This window comes from Oceaniglobus trochenteri (assembly GCF_020529025.1).
Classification (GTDB): Bacteria; Pseudomonadota; Alphaproteobacteria; order Rhodobacterales; family Rhodobacteraceae; genus Oceaniglobus; species Oceaniglobus trochenteri.
The window spans coordinates 24,757-42,676 of the sequence record NZ_JACNMM010000020.1; the positions used below are offsets into that span (position 1 = coordinate 24,757).

Sequence of the window (17,920 nt, forward strand, 5' to 3'; positions counted from 1 at the left end):
CCACCAGAACGTAGAAAATCCCGACCCACATCGCGACGCTTGCGATCATGAAGGGAAAGACCCACCAACCATGCGGTTTCATGCGTGGTCCCTTTCCACCAGTCTCGCGTGACAGGCCGGTTCCATTTCGATCGAACATTCGAGGACGTGACCGCAGGCCGGGCAGGTATGGGTGCCTTCGCCGATGTTGTACAAGTCGGTGTAACAGGCGCAGCACGTCCAGTAATCGTCGCGGTTCGGGTTCGATGTGTGGTCCGACAGCGGTTCTTGAAGGGCCCTCATTTGAGCAGCCTTTTGCAGGCGGCGACTGATGATCGAGCAAAACTTGCCAGGTCTTTCTGTGCCAGTGCCTTTTCCGCGGCGTCCCAGCCATCGTCGTCATCCGACCAGGGGCCTTCGTGGATTTCAACGGTCACAGATGGATCGCACCGTGTGATAAGATGCGGACCATACTCTCCGTTGCTGCCCTGCTTGGCTTCGATCCGGGATAGGACCTGAAGGCCTTCATGGGTTTCCAGTCGAGCGAAGTCATTCATGATTGTTCCTTTCTGGGAAGGTCTTGGGGCGGGATGTCCTGGCGTTCCATTTGATGATCGCCTCGCCCATGGTTTCGGCGACATTGTGCGTGCCGCAATCCTCGCATCCGACCGAGGGCGTTGCCGTGCAGTCCGCTGATCGGTCGGTGTAGGCCTTGCCGCCGCAGAACGGGCAGGGCAGAAGGAACGGCGCGCTCATGCCTTCTTCCTTTTCCGGTCTTTGGCCGGCCGCCTGATCGCGTTGATGGCGCGGGCGGCGGTTTCGAAGCTGGCGGGCATGTAGACATCGGCCAGTTGATCGTCGGTGGCGACGGTGTTGCCCAGCAGATCGCCGATGTCCTGGCGTTCGGCGCCGCCGTGACGGGCCCAGACGCCGGCCGTCCGGCGCAGGTCCTTGAACCACAGCGGATCCGGTCCGGTCAGGCTGGGGGCCTGTGCCGCGGCGGCGCTGCGCAGGGCGGCGAAGGCCTTCTGGAAACGGTCCATGGTGAAGGCATTGCCGCGATCCGACAGCAGCGGTGCGTCGGGATCGTCGGTCTGGGCCCGGCGTTCCGTCAGCGCCCGTTCAAGTTCGGGGTGCAGTTCCAGCAGGCCTGCCGTGCGCCGCTTGCTGCGCAGGATCTTCCAGGCCCAGACGGTGCGCTGGGGGGCGGTGGCGCTGGCCGGCCGGGTGACCTGGCGAAAGTCGCCGAGGCGCGCGTTCAGGATGTCGGTCAGGCGCTGGCCGGTGAACAGCCCGAAGAGCAGCGCATGGTGCATGGCCATGGCGCCATCGGCGCGTGCGGCGGTCTCGAGCGCCTCGAATTCGTCGAGCGTGGCAACGCGGGTGCGCTTTGGCGGGGTGGCCAGTTTCAGGCGGAAACAGGGGTTGGTGTTTTCCGGCCGCCAGCCCAGCAGTTCGGCGTAGGAAAACAGGATCGAGCACATGGCGGTCAGCCGCTTGGCCTGGGTGGTGCCGCGCGCGGTCTGCAATGCCTTGCCCCACTGGTACAGCACCGACTTGGTCATGTCGGTGACCAGTTCGTCCCCCCATTTTTCGTCGATCAGTTTCATCAGGCCGCGATAGCTGTCCTGGGTGGCGGCGGCTTTCTCGGTCAGCTGGTCGCGGCTGTAGGCATCGATCAGGGCGGTCATGCTGCGCGTGCCCGAGGCGCGCCGCTTGCCGGGGGTGGTGGCGCGGCCGGCATCGTCGTTCAGCCGCCGCGCCTGGCGCACCGACCAGGTGGGCCGGTCGGCATCGAGGTCGACCGTCAGCACCCCGGCGGCGCGGGCCTTGGCCGAGGGTTCCCACCACACCCGCCAGCTGCCGTCGGCGCGCCGTCGCTGGCGCAGGCCGGTGACCTTTTCGGTGATCGGTGCGCGGGTCATTGCAGAGTGTCCTGGTGTCTGGCGTCTTCGATCGCGCCAAGCACCGTCCAGTGGTCGATGATCGAATTGAGGCATTCGGCGCTGGCGTTCTGCGATCCACCTGCCCGCACAGCAGCGGCCATTTGTTCCAGAATTTCGGCAGTGGCTACCTTGTCGGCGGAGCCCATGAATACGATCAGATCTTCAATTAGAAGTTGGGTGGCATTCATGCGGCCAATGCCATTCATGGCGGCGTTGACAAAGCACAAATTGACCATGGTTGTTACAAGCGAACGTGCCGCGTGATCGCGCTGTTGCGCCTTCTTGCCGCCGCTCATGCCGAGGCCGCCATGCGTTCCAGCCGCACCACGTTGCCCCCCACGCGGGTGACGGGTGCCGTGCGGGGCAGGCCCTGGCGGGCGATCCATGCCTCTACCTCGGAGGCGCGCCAGAGCAGCGGGCGCGCGCAGTGGGGCATGTGTTCGGGGAACCCTTCGTTTTCCACCAGGTCCTGCCGCTTGAGAAGAAAGCCCGGGCGCGACAGGGCGAGGCGTTCCGCCACCTCGGCCGCGTCAATGAATGTCTTTGCCATGGGATGGCCCTTTCCTTTTCCTGGCCTCGAGGCGGTGCAGTGCGACGCGCAGGAAATGCGCCAGCACGATCAACCCGGAGGCGGTTGTGACGATGATCGCGATCGAGGCGAGGATCATGTCCGTCCTTGTCTCTGACCCGGCCGTGCCGCCGGACGGCCGGAAGTTTCGGGGCGTTGGGGATGGCGGCCCCCCTTTGGTCCCGTGAGCGGGATGCCTGGCGCCGGGGCGCCTAGTGCCGGGGGGCGCGCGCCAGGGCGCGGCCGAGGATGGCATGCAGGGTCTGCACCATGGCGGCGCGGCCCTGGGATGTTTCGATGTATTCGACGATTTCCTGTTCCAGGTCGGCCAGATTGGCGGCGCGTTCGGCGGCATTGCCCTGGTCGATCTTCTGGATGGTGCCGACGATCAGGCAGGCGACGGGCAGTTCACCGCGCGCGATCGCCGTGGCGACGGCCGGTTCATCGAGATTGGCGCTGAACATGGCACTGCGCAGATCGCTCCAGGCCTGCCGGTTGGCGTGATCGTAGGTGTCCATCACCGGTTCCCCCGGGGCAGATGCACCACGTTGCCGGTGGCGGGCATGTCGAAGCCGGCGGCGGCGCGGGCGCGGTGGCCCTGCAGTTCGCGCAGCAGCGGCGCCACGCAGATCTGCACCAGGTCGATCGCGTCGTCGCTGATCGGGGTGCCGTTGCTGGCCTGCTCCATGTGGCGGGCGACCAGGTCGAGCGTGCGGTCGCAGATCGGCCCGCCCGATGCGGGGGGCACGATGCAGGTTTCGGGGTGGGAAAGGGACATTTGGGGAAACTCCTGTGCGTGTTCTGCACAAGAGTTAGGAGTCGCCACCCGCTACTGTCAATACAAAATTGGTAAGTTGTACTAAATTAGTGATCCGCGTCCTCACCCATCCAGTGTCGGTACTTCGCCTTAAGGTGGCGCATCGCTGCCTTTTCGGCCAGTAAGGCCAGCGTAAAAGATGAGGCCACGCCGCTGCTATGAAGGATCACGGCTGTGATCGTTCCTATACGGTTTCCCTCCGGTCCGGCGGCCACGAAGACGGCGCCGTTGATCAGGAAAAGCCCGGCGAAGAACGCAATGAAGGCAGGTGTCTGCGCGTGAGCCTTGATGGCCCGCCGCAATTCGCCTTCCAGAAGGTAGATCAGATCTTCGTCCATTTCGCGCATGGGCTTTCGTGTCTCGGCCTGGATGCGGCGTGCAATGGCTGCGGGGCGCTGGGTCACGGTCAGGCCTGCCGCCAGCTGGCAATGACCTTGCCGCGAATGGAGACGTTGTTGTTGTCGACAATGAACACACCCGCATCTTCGGGCAGCGAACTGGCCGCGACCAAGACCGGTGGTGAAAAGCGGCGAAATACTGTACGCGCGGTGCCCTGGTTCCAATCGTAAACCTGTGCCAGCACGGCGTCGCCGGGCGCGGCACGGTCGGCGGCGTGGGTATCGACAAGAATGAAATCATCGAGCTGATAGCCTGCCAGCAGCATCGATTGCGACTGGACACGCCACACATCGACGCCGGGGCGATTGCCGCCGAAGTATTCTGCGACGGTCTGCGCCTTGCGCATCTCGGGTATTGCGGCGCGGTAGGGCGCGGCGTCGCTTTCGGCAAACCCGGGCGCAAATGTCTGGGCCTTGGGTTCATCGAGGACGCCGGCGCGCTTCAGCACCTCGTCCAGCGGCACGTTCAGAACTTCGGCAAAGGCTTGGGCCTGTTCCAGGGTCATGGCCTGTCGGCCGACATAGATCCGCGAGATCAGCGAACGGTCGCGCCCAAGCCGGGCTGCAATCTCATCGGCTGTCACGCCCGCGATCTTCTGGCGTTGCTTGAACCATTTGTCATCCATTGGTGACAGGTAGTGACTTGGCACTACCAATTCGCGAGCGGAATGTACAAAAAAAGTAATTGATTTACCAAATCGGTTCAGCCTAGATGTGGCTTATGACTTGCCACCTGACACCACTGGAAGTAGCCCAAGCCCTGTTCGGCCATATCGAGGATGTGGCCGAGGCGGCACAGTATGACCGCAAATCGGGCTATCCTTGGCGCCATGCGGCCAAGGGGCGCGCGGCCGGGGATTTCCCCAGTGCCATCGTCATGCGCCGCCTGCTGGATTACTCCAACGAGCACGGCCTGGGTCTGACGGCGGATCACCTGATCTACGGCGCAGAGAGTGCCGAGATCGAGGCCATACTGGCCAGCCGTCGCAGCATGGAGATGCCCCGCGTCCTGAACAGGATGGCGGCGCAATGAACGCATCGTGCCTCCTCCCCACCGCGCTGCCGGTGTCCCGGGCCGATGCCACGCCGCGCGCGTTTCCTGTTCCCGCGCGGCGTACTTCCCCGGGGGGTGTGCGGTTCACCCCCCGGGGATTTTTCGTTTCCGGGGGCGCGGCATGTTGAGAGACGGCGTGAGCGCAACGGTGCGGATGCCCGGCGGCCGCGTGGTGCGGGCGATGAGGGTTGCGCCGCCCACAGATTTTTCCCCTGCCCATTACAGTTTCCAGGGGCTGCGGCCCTTCGTGGCCGTGCCGCTGACCGTCGATGACCTGATCGCCATCGAGGCCGAGGCGCGCGATGGCTGATCCCCTGCGCCCCAAGCTGACGGCCCATGAACAGCTGTTCGTGCAGGCCCTGGCGGCGGCGCTGATCAGCCCGTTCCCCAATGCCAACCACAGCATGTTCATGATCGTCGCGCTGGATGAAATGTCATCGGTCGACGGGGCGCACCGCTGGATCGGGCCGATCGTGGCGGCGGCGCGGGCGGTGAAGGCCTACGGCAACCTGCGCGATCCCCTGCGCCACGGCGAGGGGGTGCGCGAGGATCACAACATGGCCCTTCTGGATTTGCGCCAGAAGCTGGCCGATTTTTTCGCCTGGCGCGCGGCGCTGATGCAAAGCGCCCTCGAGGACGCCGGGCCCAATGTCAGGGGAGTGGCGTGATGGACGGTGATTTCAAGGCAAACGAAAGGGCGCTGCGCGAGATCGAGCGCCTTTGGGCCGAGGCGGATGAGCGTGCCTGTGCCGCCGGCCGGCAGCTGGATGTCATGGACCTGGCGCGCAAGTTCGTCACCAGCGTCTGCGCCTATGAGGGCTGCGACGTGTCGGTGCGCCATGGCAGCCTGGGCCTGACGCTGGATATCTGGTTCGAGGATGGCGCCACCGCCCCGGCATCGGCGGGCACCACGTCGTTGCGCGAGGCGTTCCAGCGGTCGGGCCATCCCTTCCTGGCGAAACGCCAGGCTGATCCTGTTCCGACCCTCGGGCCGGGCCCCGCACCAGAACCGGCCGAAGCGCCGGCGGATACAGCCAGCCCGGACCCCGCGCCGGAACAGGACGAAATACCAGCGGGCCCGCCCGCCATGGGCGCCGCCGCGGTTGCCGATGGTGCAGGCCCCGATGACGGCGGGCCGGAACCCGTCGCATCCGCGTTGCCGGAGGCGGGCGGCGACGCATCTCCATCGCCGGATCTGATCCCGGCCGCCGATCCCTACAGCCCGCGGGAAACCGAGACGATCCTGAAGATGCACGCCGCCGGCGCCAGCAACGGCGAGATCGCCGCGAAGCTGGGGCGTCGGGCGCAGGGGTTCCACCATGCCGTGACGCGGATCGTCGCCGCCCGGGTGGCGCCCGATGGCGTGTCGCAGAAGGTCTGGGACCGGCTGGAGACGCTGGGCAGCACGCCCCTTTGGCAGCCCGACATGGACCTGATGCTGGCCGAACACATGAAGGGCGGCAACAAGGCGGGCACCGTGGCGCAGCTGATGGAGCTGAATGTCCAGGACGTGCTGGACCGCTGGCACGCGATCTGCCCCGACCGCACGGTGATCGGCGCGATCGACGCGCTGATCGTCGCGCTGAAGGCGCGGGTGGCGTGATGGTGGGGGTTCTGAACGAACTGCCGTCGCCGGAAATGATCGCCAGGCTGGACGCCATGAGGAAGCGCAAGCCTGTCCATCCGGACGTGAAGGCGGCTGTTGCCCGCCTGGCTATGGGTGCGGCGGTTGAGCATCTTTGTCCCTTGCGCAGCGCGCTGCTGACGACCACGACGATCGCGCTGGCCTGACATGACCGCGCGCCCCTATCATACGCTGGACGAGATCAAGTCGCTTCTGCTGGCGCAGATGCCCGGCGTCGCCTATCACTATGCGCCCTGGGTGAAGGGCGCCTATGAGAACCAGGGCAATTATTTCACCCTGAACCCGGGGCGGGCCGACCGGAACGTCGGCAGCTTCTGGGTGCGCCTGACCGGGGCCAAGGCCGGCAGCTGGCAGGACAAGGCGACCGGACAGTTCGGTGACATCCTGGACCTGATCAAGCTGCACCTCGGGTGCAGCAATGCCGATGCCCTGCGCGAGGCGCGCGCCTATCTGGGGCTGGATACCGAAGATCCTGCCACCCGCCGGATCCGGGCCGAGGCGGCCGAGAAGGCCAAGGCGCAGCGCAAGGAAGCCGAGGCGCGGTTGCGCGCCACCGAGGCCCGGCGTGCGCGCCAGGCGCAGGCCATCTGGCTGTCGGCGCAGCCCGGCATCGCCGGTACGCCGGTCGAGGCCTATCTGCGCGACCAGCGCGCCATCGACCTGCGCCGCCTGGGCCGCCAGCCCGGCGCGCTGCGCTATGCGCCCGCCTGCTATTTCAAGCAGATCGACGCCGAGACGGGCGAATGTTTCGAAGGCGAAGGCCCGGCCATGGTGGCCGCGATCACGCGCGACGGCAAGCATGTCAGCACCCACCGCACCTGGCTGGCGCGCGGGCGCGATGGCGTCTGGGGCAAGGCGCCCCTGCCCAAGGCCAAGATGGTGCTGGGCAATTATGCGGGCGGCTGCATCAACCTCTGGCGCGGCACCCGGCCGGACGGAAAGAAGCCGCCCAGCCTGGCGATGTGCCCGCCCGGCACCCGCGTCTACATCACCGAGGGCATCGAGGACGCGCTGACCGCGATGATGATGTTGCCCCATGCGCGCCATCTGACCGCCATCGCCATCGGCAACTTTGCCCAGGTGCGCCTGCCCGCCAACGTGGCCGAGGTGATCATCCTGGGGGACAACGACGGCGATCTGACCCCGCTGAACCGCGCGCTGGAGGCGCACCGGGCCGAAGGGCGGCGCGCCGGCGTCTATCTGCCCCGCACCCCGGGCTGCAAGGACCTGAACGACGAATGGCGCGCCCTGCTGGCGCAGGAGACCCGCGACCAGCGGCGCGAGGTGGCGCGATGAGCGAGGAATGGGGCCCGTGGATAGAACATGACGGCAAGCCGCGCCCGGCATTGAAAGGCGCGTGGATGAACGTCGTAACCGAGAACGGCCGCGACGAGGTGGGCGAGATGCAGGCCTGTGATGTGACTGCGCCAGGGGAGTACTCGACCTGGAATTGGGACACGCTGCCGGAGTGCTACCTTGACCACCGGATCATCCGTTACCGGCTCCGCGAGGTGGCGGGATGAGGGTGACCGATGGATCATGGTTGACCTGCTATGTCAAGCGGATGACCAAGGCAGAGTTGCAGGCGGTTATCCGCGCGATGCCCTATGCCCGCCGTGCACATCCAGACTGGATCGCCCGCGCACTGAATGCCGAGCTGCGGCACCACATCATCAGCAACCGGCGCGATCACTATGATGGCCTGTCCCGAAACGGACATGGCGCCGTGATCGGTGTCGATCTGGCCCGCGGTGCGGACACGTCGGTTACCCGACTGGTGGGGGGGCATAACCGCATCGGAGGCGAATGCCTTTCTGCGGTCACTGCCGGTCGAGGTGCCGCTATGAGGGAGAAATCCATGATCTTCTCCGTCCCCATGGTGCGCGCTCTGCTGGACGGTAGCAAAACCCAGACGCGGCGGGTGTTCTGGACGCGGAAAGACCTGCCACCACCTCATAGTGTCGCGCGGAACGGCAGCGGGTTTATCGCCTGCTGGGACGGCGGCGCGCGTCACGACATCGAACATCTGCCGAAGTCTGGAGACCGTCTGTGGGTTCGAGAGGCATGGCAAGAGTTCTTCCAGGACGAGCTCCCGCCCGAACGGCAGTCGTCGAACGCAGGGCGGATGGGTATTCCGGCTTGCCCAGGCAGGCGGAGTGTCGTGGGCTTTCGCGCCGACGGAGAGCTGCCCGATCATCCCCAACATGGGAAAGCCATCTGGCGCCCCTCTATCCACATGCCCCGCTGGGCCAGCCGACTGACGCTGACCGTCACCGATGTGCGGGTGCAGCGGTTGCAGGAGATAAGCTCCACAGATGCCGGTGCCGAGGGGTGTCCTGGGTACTACAACGCGCCAGGGGCCGACCCGGACCTTACCGACGATGAGACGGTCCTGGGCCAATTTCGCACCCTCTGGGACACCCTGAACGCCAGGCGCGGGTTCGGCTGGGACGAGAACCCGTGGGTTGTCGCCTACAGCTTCACGGTCGGGCGCGGCAACATCGATGCGGTGCCATCATGAGCCCGCCGAAGTCGCCCGATCGCCCGGTCCCCGCCCAGCCCGACAACATCACCGACCTGGCCGCCCATATCGAAGGCACCCGGGCCGAGGGGGCCGATGCCGATCTGCACCGCGATCATGAGGATCCGGGCCCCGATGCGCCAGAAGACAGCGGCCCGCCCCCGACCGAAAGCGGCAGGGGCGGGAAGCGTGGCAAGCCCAAGCGCCCCCACGGCGAGATCTTCGAGGGCAGCCCGGTCAAGGCCCTGGGCGTCGAGGGCAAGCGGTGCTGGTATCAGGACGTGCGCGGCCAGGTGATCGGGATCGAACACCACAAGGCGGCCGAGATCAGCCACCTGTTCGGCGGGCGCCTGCCGCTTCTGCGCAGCCATTTCAAGGCCATGAAAAAGGCACCGGGTGGCGGTTTCGAGCAGAACATGAAGACCTATGACGCCACGGCTGCCAGTCTGGCGATGATGGCGGCCTGTGACGAACAGGGCGTGTGGTCCCCGGCGCGGTCCCTGCGCGGGGCAGGCTGCTGGGTCGATGACGATGGCAAGCTGATCGTCCATTGCGGCACCAAGATCATGGTGAACGGCGAATGGCAGTCGCCCGGCCGATATGCGGGCAAGACCTATGCCGCGCAGGAGGCCACGCCCTTCCCCTCGGACACCCCGGGGCGCGGCGAGGCGGCGCAGGATCTGCTGGGCGATCTGCGGCGGTGGTATTTCCGCCGCCCCGAGCTTGACCCCTACATGCTGATGGGGTTCATCGCCGCCCAGATGCTGGGCGGTGCGCTGGATTGGCGCCCGGTCGGCTGGTTCACCGGCGACCGGGCGCGGGGCAAGTCCGAGCTGCAGCGCCTTCTGCTGGCGGTGCATGGCGGCGAAAGCGGGCTGGTGCAGTCGTCTGACAGCACCAAGGCCGGTATCCAGGGCCAGCTGCGCGCGTCCTGCCTGCCCGTTGCCCTGGACGAGCTGGAGCCCGACGATCGGGGCAGTCTGCGCGAGCGTGACATCATCAAGCTGGCGCGCATCGCGTCGTCGGGCGGGATGACCCTGCGGGGATCGGCCGATCACAAGGGGCACAGCGCGAACATCTATTCGGTGTTCCTGTTCTCCTCGATCCTGATCCCGCCGCTTGAGGCACAGGACAAGTCGCGCCTGATCGTCTTCGACCTCGAGCCGATCCCCAAGGGTGCGCCGCGCCTGACGCTGGACCTGCGCCGGCTGCGTCGCATCGGCGCGCAGCTGCGCCGTGCGCTGATCGATGCCTGGCCCACCTGGCTGGAGCGTCAGGGCGTCTGGCACGCGGCCCTGGCCAAGGCCGACATCCACGGCCGTGCCGCCGACAACTATGGCACCGTCATGGCCCTGGCCGACATGCTGCTGTCGCCCCACGACATCCGCGCCGACGTGGCGGCCAACTGGGTCGAACGCCTGGGCGAGGCGCTGGAGGACGAGCCGGACGACGATCCGACGAACGCCGACGACATGCTGACGCACCTGTTGAGCCAACCCCTGGACCCCTGGCGCAATGGCCGTCAGATGCCCGTGGCCGAATGGCTGGCCTATGCCGCCAATCTGCCCGGTGCCAGGGCACCCAGCGACAACACCATGCCCGACCAGGTGAACGGGCTGATCGCCACCTATGGTCTGCGCGTCGAGGGACAGCAGGAGAACGCCCGGCTGGCGATCGCCAATTCCAAACGCTGCCAGATGCTGAAGATTTTCGAAGGCACCCAGTGGGCCGGAGGCGTCTGGAAACAGGCCGCCGAGCGTCTGCCGGGTGTCGAGCGTGGCGTAAGCCGGACCTTCGCCAAGGTATCGTCCCGCGCCACGCTGGTGCCCTTCACCTCGCTGCCCGGCATCCTGGCCTTTCCCCAGAAAGAACAGTCGGGGGCGCGGTACGCGCCGCCGTCCTCTTCACCCGACATCTCCGACATAAGCGACTTCTGACCGATCATGACCACATCCGCTAACACCTTGGCGCGCCACGCCTTTCCAACCCTCCCGCACCCTGTTATGCAGGCCGGAATTCGCGTGCTGCGGCGGGGGGAAGGGGTAACACAGTGTGTTAGCCCTTGTGTTAGCCTTGTGTTAGCCCTGTTTCCCTTTGTTTTCCGTGGGTTACATGGCGTTTGCGCCGGGGGTAACACGCTAACACAAGGTTTCGCGAACCCTACACGCACACGCACGTACGCGCGCGCGCGCGCCTGCGCACTCTCTTTCTCTCTGTGTTACTGTGTTAGGGGTAGATATATATATGGAAAACAGCGGCTTAGCCTAACACAGGCCCTAACACAGGGTAACACAATCCCGATATTCCGTGTTACCCCCGCTGCCGCCTGCCTGCCCATTTCCGGCCAAGCCCTTGAAAAGGGTGCATTTTGATGCCGGGGCGCCCGACGCAATACGAAGAACTGGCCCGCCAGATGGCCGAACGGCTCGAGGGGGACCGCGAGGCGGTGCGCCAGCTGTCGCTGCTGCCTGACGAGGTGGACGGCGCGCAGATGGTTGACCAGGGCGAGGGCGACGGGACCGGCAAGCGCGGCAAGGGCAAGGCGCTGAACCAGCTGCGGGAGTTCCTGGCGGTCAAGGGATACCGGATGCCCGAGGACGTGCTGGCCGAGATCGCCGGGCTGACCAGCGGGCAGGACGCCATCGCCACCGCCATGGCGCAGGCCGAGCGGATCCTGGCATGGGCCGAGGCCGGTGCCACCAGCGTCAAGGGCGCGCCCAAGGTCCAGACGCTGCCCCAGCGCCTGGCGACGTTCCAGCAGGTGCTGGTGGCCCAGCTGCGCGCCGCCGATGCCCTGATGCCCTATGGCGCGCCCAAGGCCACGCCGGACGTGACGGTGCAGCAGGCGGTGCACGTCCATGTCCCGGCCGCCCCCAGCCGCGACCAGGGCCGCGCGATGCGCGATGTTTCGCCCCGTTCGGACGTTCGGATGCTGCCCGCCGACCTGCGCCATGAAATGCAGCAAAAACAGGACGTTAGCAAAGCGGGCCAGCCCGGTTCGGACGGCGACACTCGGACGAAAGGGCCAAGCCGTTGAAATCCCGAGGCAAAAACCCGGTTCTGCAACTGATTGAAAATCAGTGCGGCGGATGCTCTGCACGGGGCGACATCGCCCGCTGCGCCGCTTTCCCGGTGAACGAGTGCCGCACCGTGGCGGCGGTCCTGGCCGGGCCGATCCGCGCGGCGGCGACCCCCCGGGGGGGCCTGCCCGCGTCAGTCTCTCTCCCCCTCTGTGTGACCCCATACAGCATTTTGGCCTGCTCCGAGGTGAGCCTATGAGCGCGAACCTTGGTTTGTTCAAATGGGGTGGGGGGTGTGTTGCCCGTTCGGCGCCCGGGGGCGAGGGGGGCAATGCCGCCGGGCCGATGGCCGGGGGCGAGGGGGGCAATGCCGCCGGGCCGATGGCCGGGGGCGTGACGGATGATGCGCTGGAAGGTCTGTCAGCGAAGGAGGCAGTTGCGAGCCTAGACCTGCCGGGTGCGGCTGACAAGCTGGATCTTGATCCGGTGGTGACCTTCCCGGGGCCGATGGCCGAGGCCTATTACTGGTCCGACGACGATGTGGTCGCGATCCAGGGGCCGGTCGGGTCGGGCAAGACCACGACGAAGAACAAGCGCAAGCTGCGCCGGGCGATCATGATGCCGCGATCGAAGATCGACGGTGTGCGGCGCTACAAGGTGCTCTACATCCGCGAGACCTATCGCCAGCTGTGGTCGACCACGATCCCCAGCTACCTGGAGCAGTTTCCCAAGAGCATGGGCACCTGGTCGGGCGGGCGGGGCGATCCGGTGACCCATGTGATCCGGTTCGACGACGGGCACGGCGAGATCGAGTTCGTGGCCGAGTTCATGGCCTTCGGCGATGACATCATCGCGTCCATGCGCGGTATCCAGGCAACCGACATCGACCTGAACGAAGCCGACACCATGCCGGTCGAGATCCTGACCGTGGGGATCGGGCGGATCGACCGCTGGCCCGCCCGCGAACATTTTGCCGGGTTGCCCGAGGATCTGCGCAGCTACGGGCAGATCGACTGCGACTTCAACGCGCCGGACGAAGACAACTGGACCTTCCGGGTGTTCCACGATGCCGAGGAGCGGATGCGGATCGCGGCGGAGCTGACGGCGGCCCTTCCCCAGGGCACCCGCCCGATCACGATCGAATTCTTCAACCAGCCAGGCTATGGCCAGCCCGGCGCCGAGAACCTGCAAAACCTGTCGCCCGCCTACTATCCCCGCCAGATCGCGTCGATGAAGCTGGCCGGGCGCGGCGACATGATCGACCGGCTGGTCTACAACAAGGTGGTTTACCTGCGCGTGGGCGAGCCCGTCTTCAAGCGCGAGTTCAACCGGCGGGTTCATGTCAGCGACGGGCCGCTGGACATCATCCAGGGTGAACCGCTGCGGATCGGCCTTGACCAGGGCCTGAAGGGTGCGGCCGTGGTGTGTCAGTTCGTGCCGCCCTTCCACTGGCGTGTCTACGCCGAGATGCACTTTCCCCAGGAGCGCCTGCTGGCCAAGGTCTTTGGCAACCGCCTGCGCGACCTGCTGGACGAACGGTTCTTCGGGCTGCGCATCGAGGCGGGCTGGGGCGACATGGCGGGCGAACACGGCGCCAGCGAGGCGGCCGACGAGAACGACACCTGGAACCGCCTGGTGGCCCAGTCGGCCGGCTTCGCGATCCGTCCCCAGCGGTTGGGCACGAACCGGATCAGCCCGCGCCTTGAGGCCGTGCGCGCGGCGCTGGAATACCTGGACGGGGGGCAGCCCGGGCTGCTGATCGATCCCAGTTGCAAGATGCTGATCCGGGGGTTCGAAGCGCGCTATGTCTGGACCGATGCGGTGAACGCCAGCGGCGACAAGCGCAAGATCCCCGACAAGAGCTTCACCGAGGCCAACGTGCATGACGCGCTGCAATATGTGGCGCTGTCCGAACACCGGGCCGACGGGATCAGCCCCAACAGTTTTCCCGACAATCGCCGTGGCCGCATGGGCCACAACGGAGGGCCGCCCCTGTCGGGGATGAAGGGCGGCCTGCAAACCGGGCACGATGTGCTCAACCCATATGGGGGACGATAGATGCACCTGAAAATTCACACGGCGGCCTTGCCGGATGAAGAGGTAACGATCTCGAGCAGCGCGGCCGAATTGGTTCGGATGGGGTTCAACCCCTCGAAAATGCCAAAGGTCGATCGCCTGAAGGCATTGGCCGCCGCCTTCGTTTCGGAATGCGAGGTCATTCGTGATGCGCGCGGTGCGGGTGGGCGTGAGGCCGCCATCGCCATCACGGAAATGCAAGGCGCCAGCATGTTCGCTGTGGCGGCGGCCACCGCCGATCTGTGACCTGAATTTTTGCAAGTGCGATGTCGGGTTCTCCTGACATCGCATGATCAATCAACCCTGAAAGGAAAATACCATGTCCGAAGACAGCAAGATTGACGCCAAGGCGGCGAAGGACGCCGAAGAGAAGGCGAAAGCCGAAGCCGATGCCAAGGCGGCGAAGGATGCCGAGGCAAAGGTGAAAGCTGATGCCGAAGCCATGGCGGCGAAGGAGGCCGAAGCGCAAGCGGTCAAGGACGCCGCCAAGGTGCAGCGGGCCGAGACCTGGCGCCGCCTGGCCGCGCGGATCGCGGCCGAGGCGCCGCACAACCGGGTCGAGTTGATCGGCGATCTGCAATCGCGGGAGGGTCTGAAGCTGCGCACCACTTCCGAGGGGCGCACCTATGCCAAGATGGCCGGGATCGAGGCCGGCGCCCGTGGCGGCGAGATGCAGGCCGTCATCAACTGGGGCAACGCAGCGCGTCGCGCGTTGAACGCCGCGGGATGAGCGGCATCCCGACCAGAATGGACCTTCCGCCCGGCAGCGTGATCGTTGTCGGGCCGAACGGCACGTTCCGCTTCGAGCAGGATAGCGAAGGGTGGTCGCTTCTTCTGCGGCGCTGTCTGTTCTGTGAACCCGGCTATTTCGGTGCCGAACAGGACGCGCTTGTCGACAAGGCCTGGGCCACCCGCACCGAAACCGGCGATCGGATCGAGGATCAGCCAGCGGATTTGCCTGCGCCGATTGCGGGCATCCTGGCGCAGGCGCGGCCGGAACCGGTGCGCAGTGGCGATATCAGGGCGGACCTGAAGCGTGTGCGCGCGGTGGTATCCAGTGCCCGGCGCCCCTGGTGGAGGTTCTGGGGATGATCGAGGCGCGCCCCTTCAACGACGGCGATGCCTGGGCCGTGTTCCAGAACCTGGACGGTTGGGATTGGCTGGAGGCCGAGGCCACGCGCGGTGCCAGCGTCACCGCGCCGGGGCTGTTTGCCGACTGGCGGTCGGTTGAAAGCGCGCGGCTGCTGTCCCTGGTGCTGGTCAGTACGCGCGGCGCGCGCTCTGTGCCCTTTGCCGTGCTGGGCCTGTCGCACACCGGCCAGGGCGGCGTGGCCCAGGCGGCCCTTCTGTCGCGCGACCACAACCGGTTTCGCCGCGAGCTGGTTCACGCGGCCCGGCGCATCCGGGCCGACATGGGCATCTATGCGCGCCAGAACGGCATCGCCCGGATCGAGGCGCGCTGCTGGGCGGGGCATCCCCGGGCCGCAACCCTGCTGCAATCCGTCGGCTTTCGCCACGAGGCCGATTTGCCGGGCTTCCCCCCGAAGGGCGCCGGCACCTTCCGTCAATTCGCGTTCATTTCCAGCCTCTGAAGGAGATCACCATGTGCCTGTCCACCCCCAAGGTTTCCGCGCCCAAGATCGCGGCCTATGACAACAGCGAAGCAATGCGCCAGTCCGACATCGAGGCGCGCCTGCGCCGGCGCCGGTCGGGAGCCGCGGCCAATGTTCTGACCGGTGCCATGGGCATCCCCTCGGGGCAGTCCACCAGCCAGCTTGGCGGGCGCGTGGCATGAAGCATTCGCTGATCGAGAAGGATCCACGCGCGGAAGAGGCGATGCGCCGCTGGACCGAGTTGAAACAGGACCGCACCCAGTTCGAGGGTGACTGGGAAGACATCGCCCGCCTGATCCGCCCCCAGCGGGGCGGGTTCCGTACCGACAGTTCGGTGCAGCGCACCCTGCAAAAGCCGCTGTCGTCGGCGCCGATCGTTGCGCAGAGCAACTTTGCGTCGGGGCTTTATGGTGCCCTGACCAACCCGGCCAACAAGTGGATGGGCCTTCAGACATCCGACCCCGAGTTGAACGATTTCCAGCCGATGAAGGAATGGCTGGACGATGCCACGCGCCGGGTGCTGGCCAGTTTCCGGCCGGCCGTGTCGCCGTTCTATTCCGCCGCGATCCAGCTCTATTCCGACATCGCGGCCTTCGGCAACGCCGCACAGTACGACGAGCTGGTCACGGCCGAGCGCAAGATCATGGATGTCACCCTGAGCCTGTCCGAGGTGGTCTGGGACATCGACGCCTTCGGCCGCGTGACCGAGGTGGTGCGCCGGTTTCGTCTGAACGCCCGCGCGGCGATGCAGATGTTCGGGCGCGATGCCCTGCCCGGAAAGGTCCAGGACATGGCCCAGAAGGGCAGCACCGACAAGCTGGTGTTCTACCAGCATGTGCATCGCAACTACGATTACCAGGCAGGCAAGTTCGGCCCGAAGGGCAAGCGGTGGTTGTCCACCTATGTCAGCGAGGAAGGCTGCGCCGTGATCCGCGAAAGCGGCTATGCCGAGATGCCCTTCAGCGTGCCGCGCTGGGAAGTGGACAGCGGGTTCTCCGTGGGCACCGGCCCCGGCTTTACCGCGCTGGCCGCCGCGCGCGTGCATCACCAGATGGACGCGGCCACGATCCGGGCGGCCCAGTTTGCCGCCGATCCGACGCTTCTGGCGCCCGACCGCGAGGCCTGGCCGCTGAACGGCTTCGTGCGGCCCGGACAGGTGATCTATGGCAGCGTGACGATGCGGGGCGATCCCCTGGTGCGCCCGCTGAACAATACCGGCAACATCGGGCTGACCATGGAGGAGAAAAGCGCCAAGGTCGAAGAGATCAAGGATGCCTTCCACTATTCGCTGATGTCGCTGGCCGGGCGGACGGGCATGACGGCCACGGAAGTGATGGAGATCACCGAAGAGCGCCAACGGCTCATGGCGCCGCACATGGGGCGCATCCAGGAGGAATACCTGGCACCGAAGATCGAACGCCGCTTTGCGCTACTGTGGCGGGCGGGCCAGATCCCGCCACCCCCCGAAGGGGCCGAGGGCACCGCGATCGAGGTGACCTATCTGTCGGCGGCGGCCGCGGCGCAGCGGTCGGCCGAGGGTGCCGCGATCGTGCGCATCATCAGCGACATCGCGCCGCTGGCCCAGATGAACCCGCGCTACATCGAGCGGCTGGACCCCGACGCCACGATCGAGGCCCTGCACGCCGCGCGCGGCGGCCCGGCCACCATGCTGCGCCCGCGCGAAGAGGCCGACAAGATCGCCGAGGCCCGCGCCCAGGCCGAGCAACAGGCGCAGATGATGCAGATGGTGCAGGCAGGCGGCGGCGTGGCCAAGGACCTGGGCAGCGCCGTCCAGGCGATGGCGCCGGGCATGGGGGGGGCACGGTGAACGTCGAGGGTTGCAAGATTGCGATTTCGCCCCATCCATCCCAATATAGGGGTCATGCGCATGTGTTTGATGGCTCTTCTCTTGGTCGTACCAACATCAACTGTCGGCTTCCCGACGTGTTGGGAGCCATTTCCGCCAACATGCATCGATCAAAATCAGACATATCAGTCCGTCGCCTCAACCAAAGATTGCGAAGCTCGGATGGAAGAATATCTGAGCGAGGTGGATCAACATCGCGATTGCTTGCTTGGCTGGTACAAACAGGAGTTGGATCGTGCAAACATCTTCAACCTTCGAGCAGTGAAGGCGGAAGCGCAGCAGGAAATCGACGATCATTTGAATTCTGCCCGGTTCAACAGCGAGGACGCTGTGGCCTACTGGCAGTGTCGGCTGGGCGGAAGCGTCGGCTGTCCCGCCCCGCAGTTCGAGGATTAGCGCCGGAAACTGCTATCGTT

At 66.2% G+C, this 17,920-nt stretch carries 29 protein-coding genes; 18 read left to right on the forward strand and 11 right to left on the reverse strand.

Annotated features, from left to right (window positions below):
• Positions 1-78 precede the first annotated feature (78 nt).
• The 11 genes from H7828_RS21630 to H7828_RS21680 all read right to left on the reverse strand — a co-directional run bounded on the left by H7828_RS21630 (position 79) and on the right by H7828_RS21680 (position 4,334).
• On the reverse strand, positions 79-282 hold the full coding sequence (locus tag H7828_RS21630; RefSeq protein WP_226783154.1) for a hypothetical protein: 204 nt from the start codon (positions 280-282) through the stop codon (positions 79-81).
• The gene (locus tag H7828_RS21635; protein ID WP_226783155.1) at positions 279-536 is read right to left on the reverse strand and encodes a hypothetical protein; all 258 of its coding nucleotides are present in this window, start codon (positions 534-536) and stop codon (positions 279-281) included. Before H7828_RS21635 ends, H7828_RS21630 begins: the two co-directional genes overlap by 4 nt.
• Entirely contained in the window at positions 529-735 is a 207-nt protein-coding gene (locus tag H7828_RS21640; protein WP_226783156.1) for a Lar family restriction alleviation protein, read from the reverse strand. The genes H7828_RS21635 and H7828_RS21640 overlap by 8 nt, the downstream gene beginning before the upstream one ends.
• On the reverse strand, positions 732-1,904 hold the full coding sequence (locus H7828_RS21645) for a hypothetical protein (protein ID WP_226783157.1): 1,173 nt from the start codon (positions 1,902-1,904) through the stop codon (positions 732-734). Before H7828_RS21645 ends, H7828_RS21640 begins: the two co-directional genes overlap by 4 nt.
• Positions 1,901-2,221, reverse strand: a complete 321-nt coding sequence (locus tag H7828_RS21650) for a Rossmann-fold NAD(P)-binding domain-containing protein (protein WP_226783158.1) — start codon at positions 2,219-2,221, stop codon at positions 1,901-1,903. Before H7828_RS21650 ends, H7828_RS21645 begins: the two co-directional genes overlap by 4 nt.
• Complete coding sequence (locus tag H7828_RS21655; protein WP_226783159.1) at positions 2,218-2,475, reverse strand: helix-turn-helix transcriptional regulator; 258 nt, start codon at positions 2,473-2,475, stop codon at positions 2,218-2,220. Before H7828_RS21655 ends, H7828_RS21650 begins: the two co-directional genes overlap by 4 nt.
• Entirely contained in the window at positions 2,456-2,593 is a 138-nt protein-coding gene (locus H7828_RS21660) for a hypothetical protein (RefSeq protein ID WP_226783160.1), read from the reverse strand. The genes H7828_RS21655 and H7828_RS21660 overlap by 20 nt, the downstream gene beginning before the upstream one ends.
• A gap of 112 nt (positions 2,594-2,705) precedes the next feature.
• Complete coding sequence (locus tag H7828_RS21665; RefSeq protein WP_226783161.1) at positions 2,706-3,011, reverse strand: hypothetical protein; 306 nt, start codon at positions 3,009-3,011, stop codon at positions 2,706-2,708.
• A complete protein-coding gene (locus H7828_RS21670; protein ID WP_226783162.1) occupies positions 3,011-3,271 on the reverse strand; it encodes a hypothetical protein in 261 nt (86 codons plus the stop codon). The genes H7828_RS21665 and H7828_RS21670 overlap by 1 nt, the downstream gene beginning before the upstream one ends.
• An 86-nt stretch (positions 3,272-3,357) precedes the next feature.
• Positions 3,358-3,714, reverse strand: a complete 357-nt coding sequence (locus H7828_RS21675; RefSeq protein WP_226783163.1) for a hypothetical protein — start codon at positions 3,712-3,714, stop codon at positions 3,358-3,360.
• A gap of 2 nt (positions 3,715-3,716) precedes the next feature.
• Positions 3,717-4,334 (reverse strand): helix-turn-helix domain-containing protein, encoded by a 618-nt coding sequence (locus H7828_RS21680; protein WP_226783164.1) that lies wholly within the window; start codon positions 4,332-4,334, stop codon positions 3,717-3,719.
• Positions 4,335-4,420: 86 nt separating this feature from the next.
• On the opposite strand from H7828_RS21680, the gene H7828_RS21685 reads away from it, so the two are divergent.
• The 18 genes from H7828_RS21685 (at position 4,421) to H7828_RS21770 (ending at position 17,900) form a co-directional block, all read left to right on the forward strand.
• Positions 4,421-4,741 carry a hypothetical protein gene (locus H7828_RS21685; RefSeq protein WP_226783165.1) on the forward strand — a complete coding sequence of 107 codons (321 nt, stop codon included), beginning with the start codon at positions 4,421-4,423 and terminating at the stop codon, positions 4,739-4,741.
• Positions 4,742-4,883: 142 nt separating this feature from the next.
• Complete coding sequence (locus H7828_RS21690; RefSeq protein ID WP_226783166.1) at positions 4,884-5,072, forward strand: hypothetical protein; 189 nt, start codon at positions 4,884-4,886, stop codon at positions 5,070-5,072.
• Entirely contained in the window at positions 5,065-5,430 is a 366-nt protein-coding gene (locus H7828_RS21695) for a hypothetical protein (RefSeq protein WP_226783167.1), read from the forward strand. The genes H7828_RS21690 and H7828_RS21695 overlap by 8 nt, the downstream gene beginning before the upstream one ends.
• Positions 5,430-6,365: a helix-turn-helix domain-containing protein gene (locus H7828_RS21700; protein ID WP_226783168.1), complete on the forward strand. Its 936-nt coding sequence runs from the start codon at positions 5,430-5,432 to the stop codon at positions 6,363-6,365. Before H7828_RS21695 ends, H7828_RS21700 begins: the two co-directional genes overlap by 1 nt.
• A complete protein-coding gene (locus H7828_RS21705) occupies positions 6,365-6,553 on the forward strand; it encodes a hypothetical protein (protein WP_226783169.1) in 189 nt (62 codons plus the stop codon). The genes H7828_RS21700 and H7828_RS21705 overlap by 1 nt, the downstream gene beginning before the upstream one ends.
• A gap of 1 nt (position 6,554) precedes the next feature.
• Positions 6,555-7,703: a DUF7146 domain-containing protein gene (locus tag H7828_RS21710; RefSeq protein WP_226783170.1), complete on the forward strand. Its 1,149-nt coding sequence runs from the start codon at positions 6,555-6,557 to the stop codon at positions 7,701-7,703.
• Positions 7,700-7,930: a hypothetical protein gene (locus H7828_RS21715; protein ID WP_226783171.1), complete on the forward strand. Its 231-nt coding sequence runs from the start codon at positions 7,700-7,702 to the stop codon at positions 7,928-7,930. Before H7828_RS21710 ends, H7828_RS21715 begins: the two co-directional genes overlap by 4 nt.
• A complete protein-coding gene (locus H7828_RS21720) occupies positions 7,927-8,928 on the forward strand; it encodes a hypothetical protein (protein WP_226783172.1) in 1,002 nt (333 codons plus the stop codon). Before H7828_RS21715 ends, H7828_RS21720 begins: the two co-directional genes overlap by 4 nt.
• Complete coding sequence (locus H7828_RS21725; protein WP_226783173.1) at positions 8,925-10,865, forward strand: DUF927 domain-containing protein; 1,941 nt, start codon at positions 8,925-8,927, stop codon at positions 10,863-10,865. Before H7828_RS21720 ends, H7828_RS21725 begins: the two co-directional genes overlap by 4 nt.
• 434 nt (positions 10,866-11,299) lie before the next feature.
• A complete protein-coding gene (locus H7828_RS21730) occupies positions 11,300-11,965 on the forward strand; it encodes a hypothetical protein (RefSeq protein WP_226783174.1) in 666 nt (221 codons plus the stop codon).
• A 238-nt stretch (positions 11,966-12,203) separates the two neighbouring features.
• On the forward strand, positions 12,204-14,006 hold the full coding sequence (locus H7828_RS21735) for a hypothetical protein (RefSeq protein ID WP_226783175.1): 1,803 nt from the start codon (positions 12,204-12,206) through the stop codon (positions 14,004-14,006).
• On the forward strand, positions 14,007-14,270 hold the full coding sequence (locus tag H7828_RS21740) for an Acb2/Tad1 domain-containing protein (RefSeq protein WP_226783176.1): 264 nt from the start codon (positions 14,007-14,009) through the stop codon (positions 14,268-14,270).
• A 73-nt stretch (positions 14,271-14,343) separates the two neighbouring features.
• The gene (locus H7828_RS21745) at positions 14,344-14,754 is read left to right on the forward strand and encodes a hypothetical protein (protein ID WP_226783177.1); all 411 of its coding nucleotides are present in this window, start codon (positions 14,344-14,346) and stop codon (positions 14,752-14,754) included.
• Positions 14,755-14,771: 17 nt separating this feature from the next.
• Positions 14,772-15,116, forward strand: a complete 345-nt coding sequence (locus H7828_RS21750; protein WP_226783178.1) for a hypothetical protein — start codon at positions 14,772-14,774, stop codon at positions 15,114-15,116.
• Complete coding sequence (locus H7828_RS21755) at positions 15,098-15,616, forward strand: hypothetical protein (protein ID WP_226783179.1); 519 nt, start codon at positions 15,098-15,100, stop codon at positions 15,614-15,616. Before H7828_RS21750 ends, H7828_RS21755 begins: the two co-directional genes overlap by 19 nt.
• A gap of 11 nt (positions 15,617-15,627) precedes the next feature.
• Positions 15,628-15,819 carry a hypothetical protein gene (locus H7828_RS21760; RefSeq protein WP_226783180.1) on the forward strand — a complete coding sequence of 64 codons (192 nt, stop codon included), beginning with the start codon at positions 15,628-15,630 and terminating at the stop codon, positions 15,817-15,819.
• A complete protein-coding gene (locus tag H7828_RS21765; RefSeq protein ID WP_226783181.1) occupies positions 15,816-17,465 on the forward strand; it encodes a portal protein in 1,650 nt (549 codons plus the stop codon). Before H7828_RS21760 ends, H7828_RS21765 begins: the two co-directional genes overlap by 4 nt.
• A 201-nt stretch (positions 17,466-17,666) precedes the next feature.
• Entirely contained in the window at positions 17,667-17,900 is a 234-nt protein-coding gene (locus H7828_RS21770; protein WP_226783182.1) for a hypothetical protein, read from the forward strand.
• The last annotated feature ends 20 nt before the right edge of the window (positions 17,901-17,920 follow it).

Coding starts and splice junctions, on each gene's coding strand:
- H7828_RS21745 (WP_226783177.1), top strand. CDS start 14,344: ATGTCCGAAGACAGCAAGATTGACGCCAAGGCGGCGAAGGACGCCGAA.
- H7828_RS21690 (WP_226783166.1), top strand. CDS start 4,884: ATGTTGAGAGACGGCGTGAGCGCAACGGTGCGGATGCCCGGCGGCCGC.
- H7828_RS21665 (WP_226783161.1), bottom strand. CDS start 3,011: ATGGACACCTACGATCACGCCAACCGGCAGGCCTGGAGCGATCTGCGC.
- H7828_RS21740 (WP_226783176.1), top strand. CDS start 14,007: ATGCACCTGAAAATTCACACGGCGGCCTTGCCGGATGAAGAGGTAACG.
- H7828_RS21750 (WP_226783178.1), top strand. CDS start 14,772: ATGGACCTTCCGCCCGGCAGCGTGATCGTTGTCGGGCCGAACGGCACG.
- H7828_RS21710 (WP_226783170.1), top strand. CDS start 6,555: ATGACCGCGCGCCCCTATCATACGCTGGACGAGATCAAGTCGCTTCTG.
- H7828_RS21630 (WP_226783154.1), bottom strand. CDS start 282: ATGAGGGCCCTTCAAGAACCGCTGTCGGACCACACATCGAACCCGAAC.
- H7828_RS21640 (WP_226783156.1), bottom strand. CDS start 735: ATGAGCGCGCCGTTCCTTCTGCCCTGCCCGTTCTGCGGCGGCAAGGCC.
- H7828_RS21770 (WP_226783182.1), top strand. CDS start 17,667: ATGGAAGAATATCTGAGCGAGGTGGATCAACATCGCGATTGCTTGCTT.
- H7828_RS21765 (WP_226783181.1), top strand. CDS start 15,816: ATGAAGCATTCGCTGATCGAGAAGGATCCACGCGCGGAAGAGGCGATG.
- H7828_RS21730 (WP_226783174.1), top strand. CDS start 11,300: ATGCCGGGGCGCCCGACGCAATACGAAGAACTGGCCCGCCAGATGGCC.
- H7828_RS21725 (WP_226783173.1), top strand. CDS start 8,925: ATGAGCCCGCCGAAGTCGCCCGATCGCCCGGTCCCCGCCCAGCCCGAC.
- H7828_RS21695 (WP_226783167.1), top strand. CDS start 5,065: ATGGCTGATCCCCTGCGCCCCAAGCTGACGGCCCATGAACAGCTGTTC.
- H7828_RS21635 (WP_226783155.1), bottom strand. CDS start 536: ATGAATGACTTCGCTCGACTGGAAACCCATGAAGGCCTTCAGGTCCTA.
- H7828_RS21655 (WP_226783159.1), bottom strand. CDS start 2,475: ATGGCAAAGACATTCATTGACGCGGCCGAGGTGGCGGAACGCCTCGCC.
- H7828_RS21660 (WP_226783160.1), bottom strand. CDS start 2,593: ATGATCCTCGCCTCGATCGCGATCATCGTCACAACCGCCTCCGGGTTG.
- H7828_RS21760 (WP_226783180.1), top strand. CDS start 15,628: ATGTGCCTGTCCACCCCCAAGGTTTCCGCGCCCAAGATCGCGGCCTAT.
- H7828_RS21670 (WP_226783162.1), bottom strand. CDS start 3,271: ATGTCCCTTTCCCACCCCGAAACCTGCATCGTGCCCCCCGCATCGGGC.
- H7828_RS21720 (WP_226783172.1), top strand. CDS start 7,927: ATGAGGGTGACCGATGGATCATGGTTGACCTGCTATGTCAAGCGGATG.
- H7828_RS21680 (WP_226783164.1), bottom strand. CDS start 4,334: ATGGATGACAAATGGTTCAAGCAACGCCAGAAGATCGCGGGCGTGACA.
- H7828_RS21705 (WP_226783169.1), top strand. CDS start 6,365: ATGGTGGGGGTTCTGAACGAACTGCCGTCGCCGGAAATGATCGCCAGG.
- H7828_RS21645 (WP_226783157.1), bottom strand. CDS start 1,904: ATGACCCGCGCACCGATCACCGAAAAGGTCACCGGCCTGCGCCAGCGA.
- H7828_RS21735 (WP_226783175.1), top strand. CDS start 12,204: ATGAGCGCGAACCTTGGTTTGTTCAAATGGGGTGGGGGGTGTGTTGCC.
- H7828_RS21700 (WP_226783168.1), top strand. CDS start 5,430: ATGGACGGTGATTTCAAGGCAAACGAAAGGGCGCTGCGCGAGATCGAG.
- H7828_RS21715 (WP_226783171.1), top strand. CDS start 7,700: ATGAGCGAGGAATGGGGCCCGTGGATAGAACATGACGGCAAGCCGCGC.
- H7828_RS21650 (WP_226783158.1), bottom strand. CDS start 2,221: ATGAGCGGCGGCAAGAAGGCGCAACAGCGCGATCACGCGGCACGTTCG.
- H7828_RS21685 (WP_226783165.1), top strand. CDS start 4,421: ATGTGGCTTATGACTTGCCACCTGACACCACTGGAAGTAGCCCAAGCC.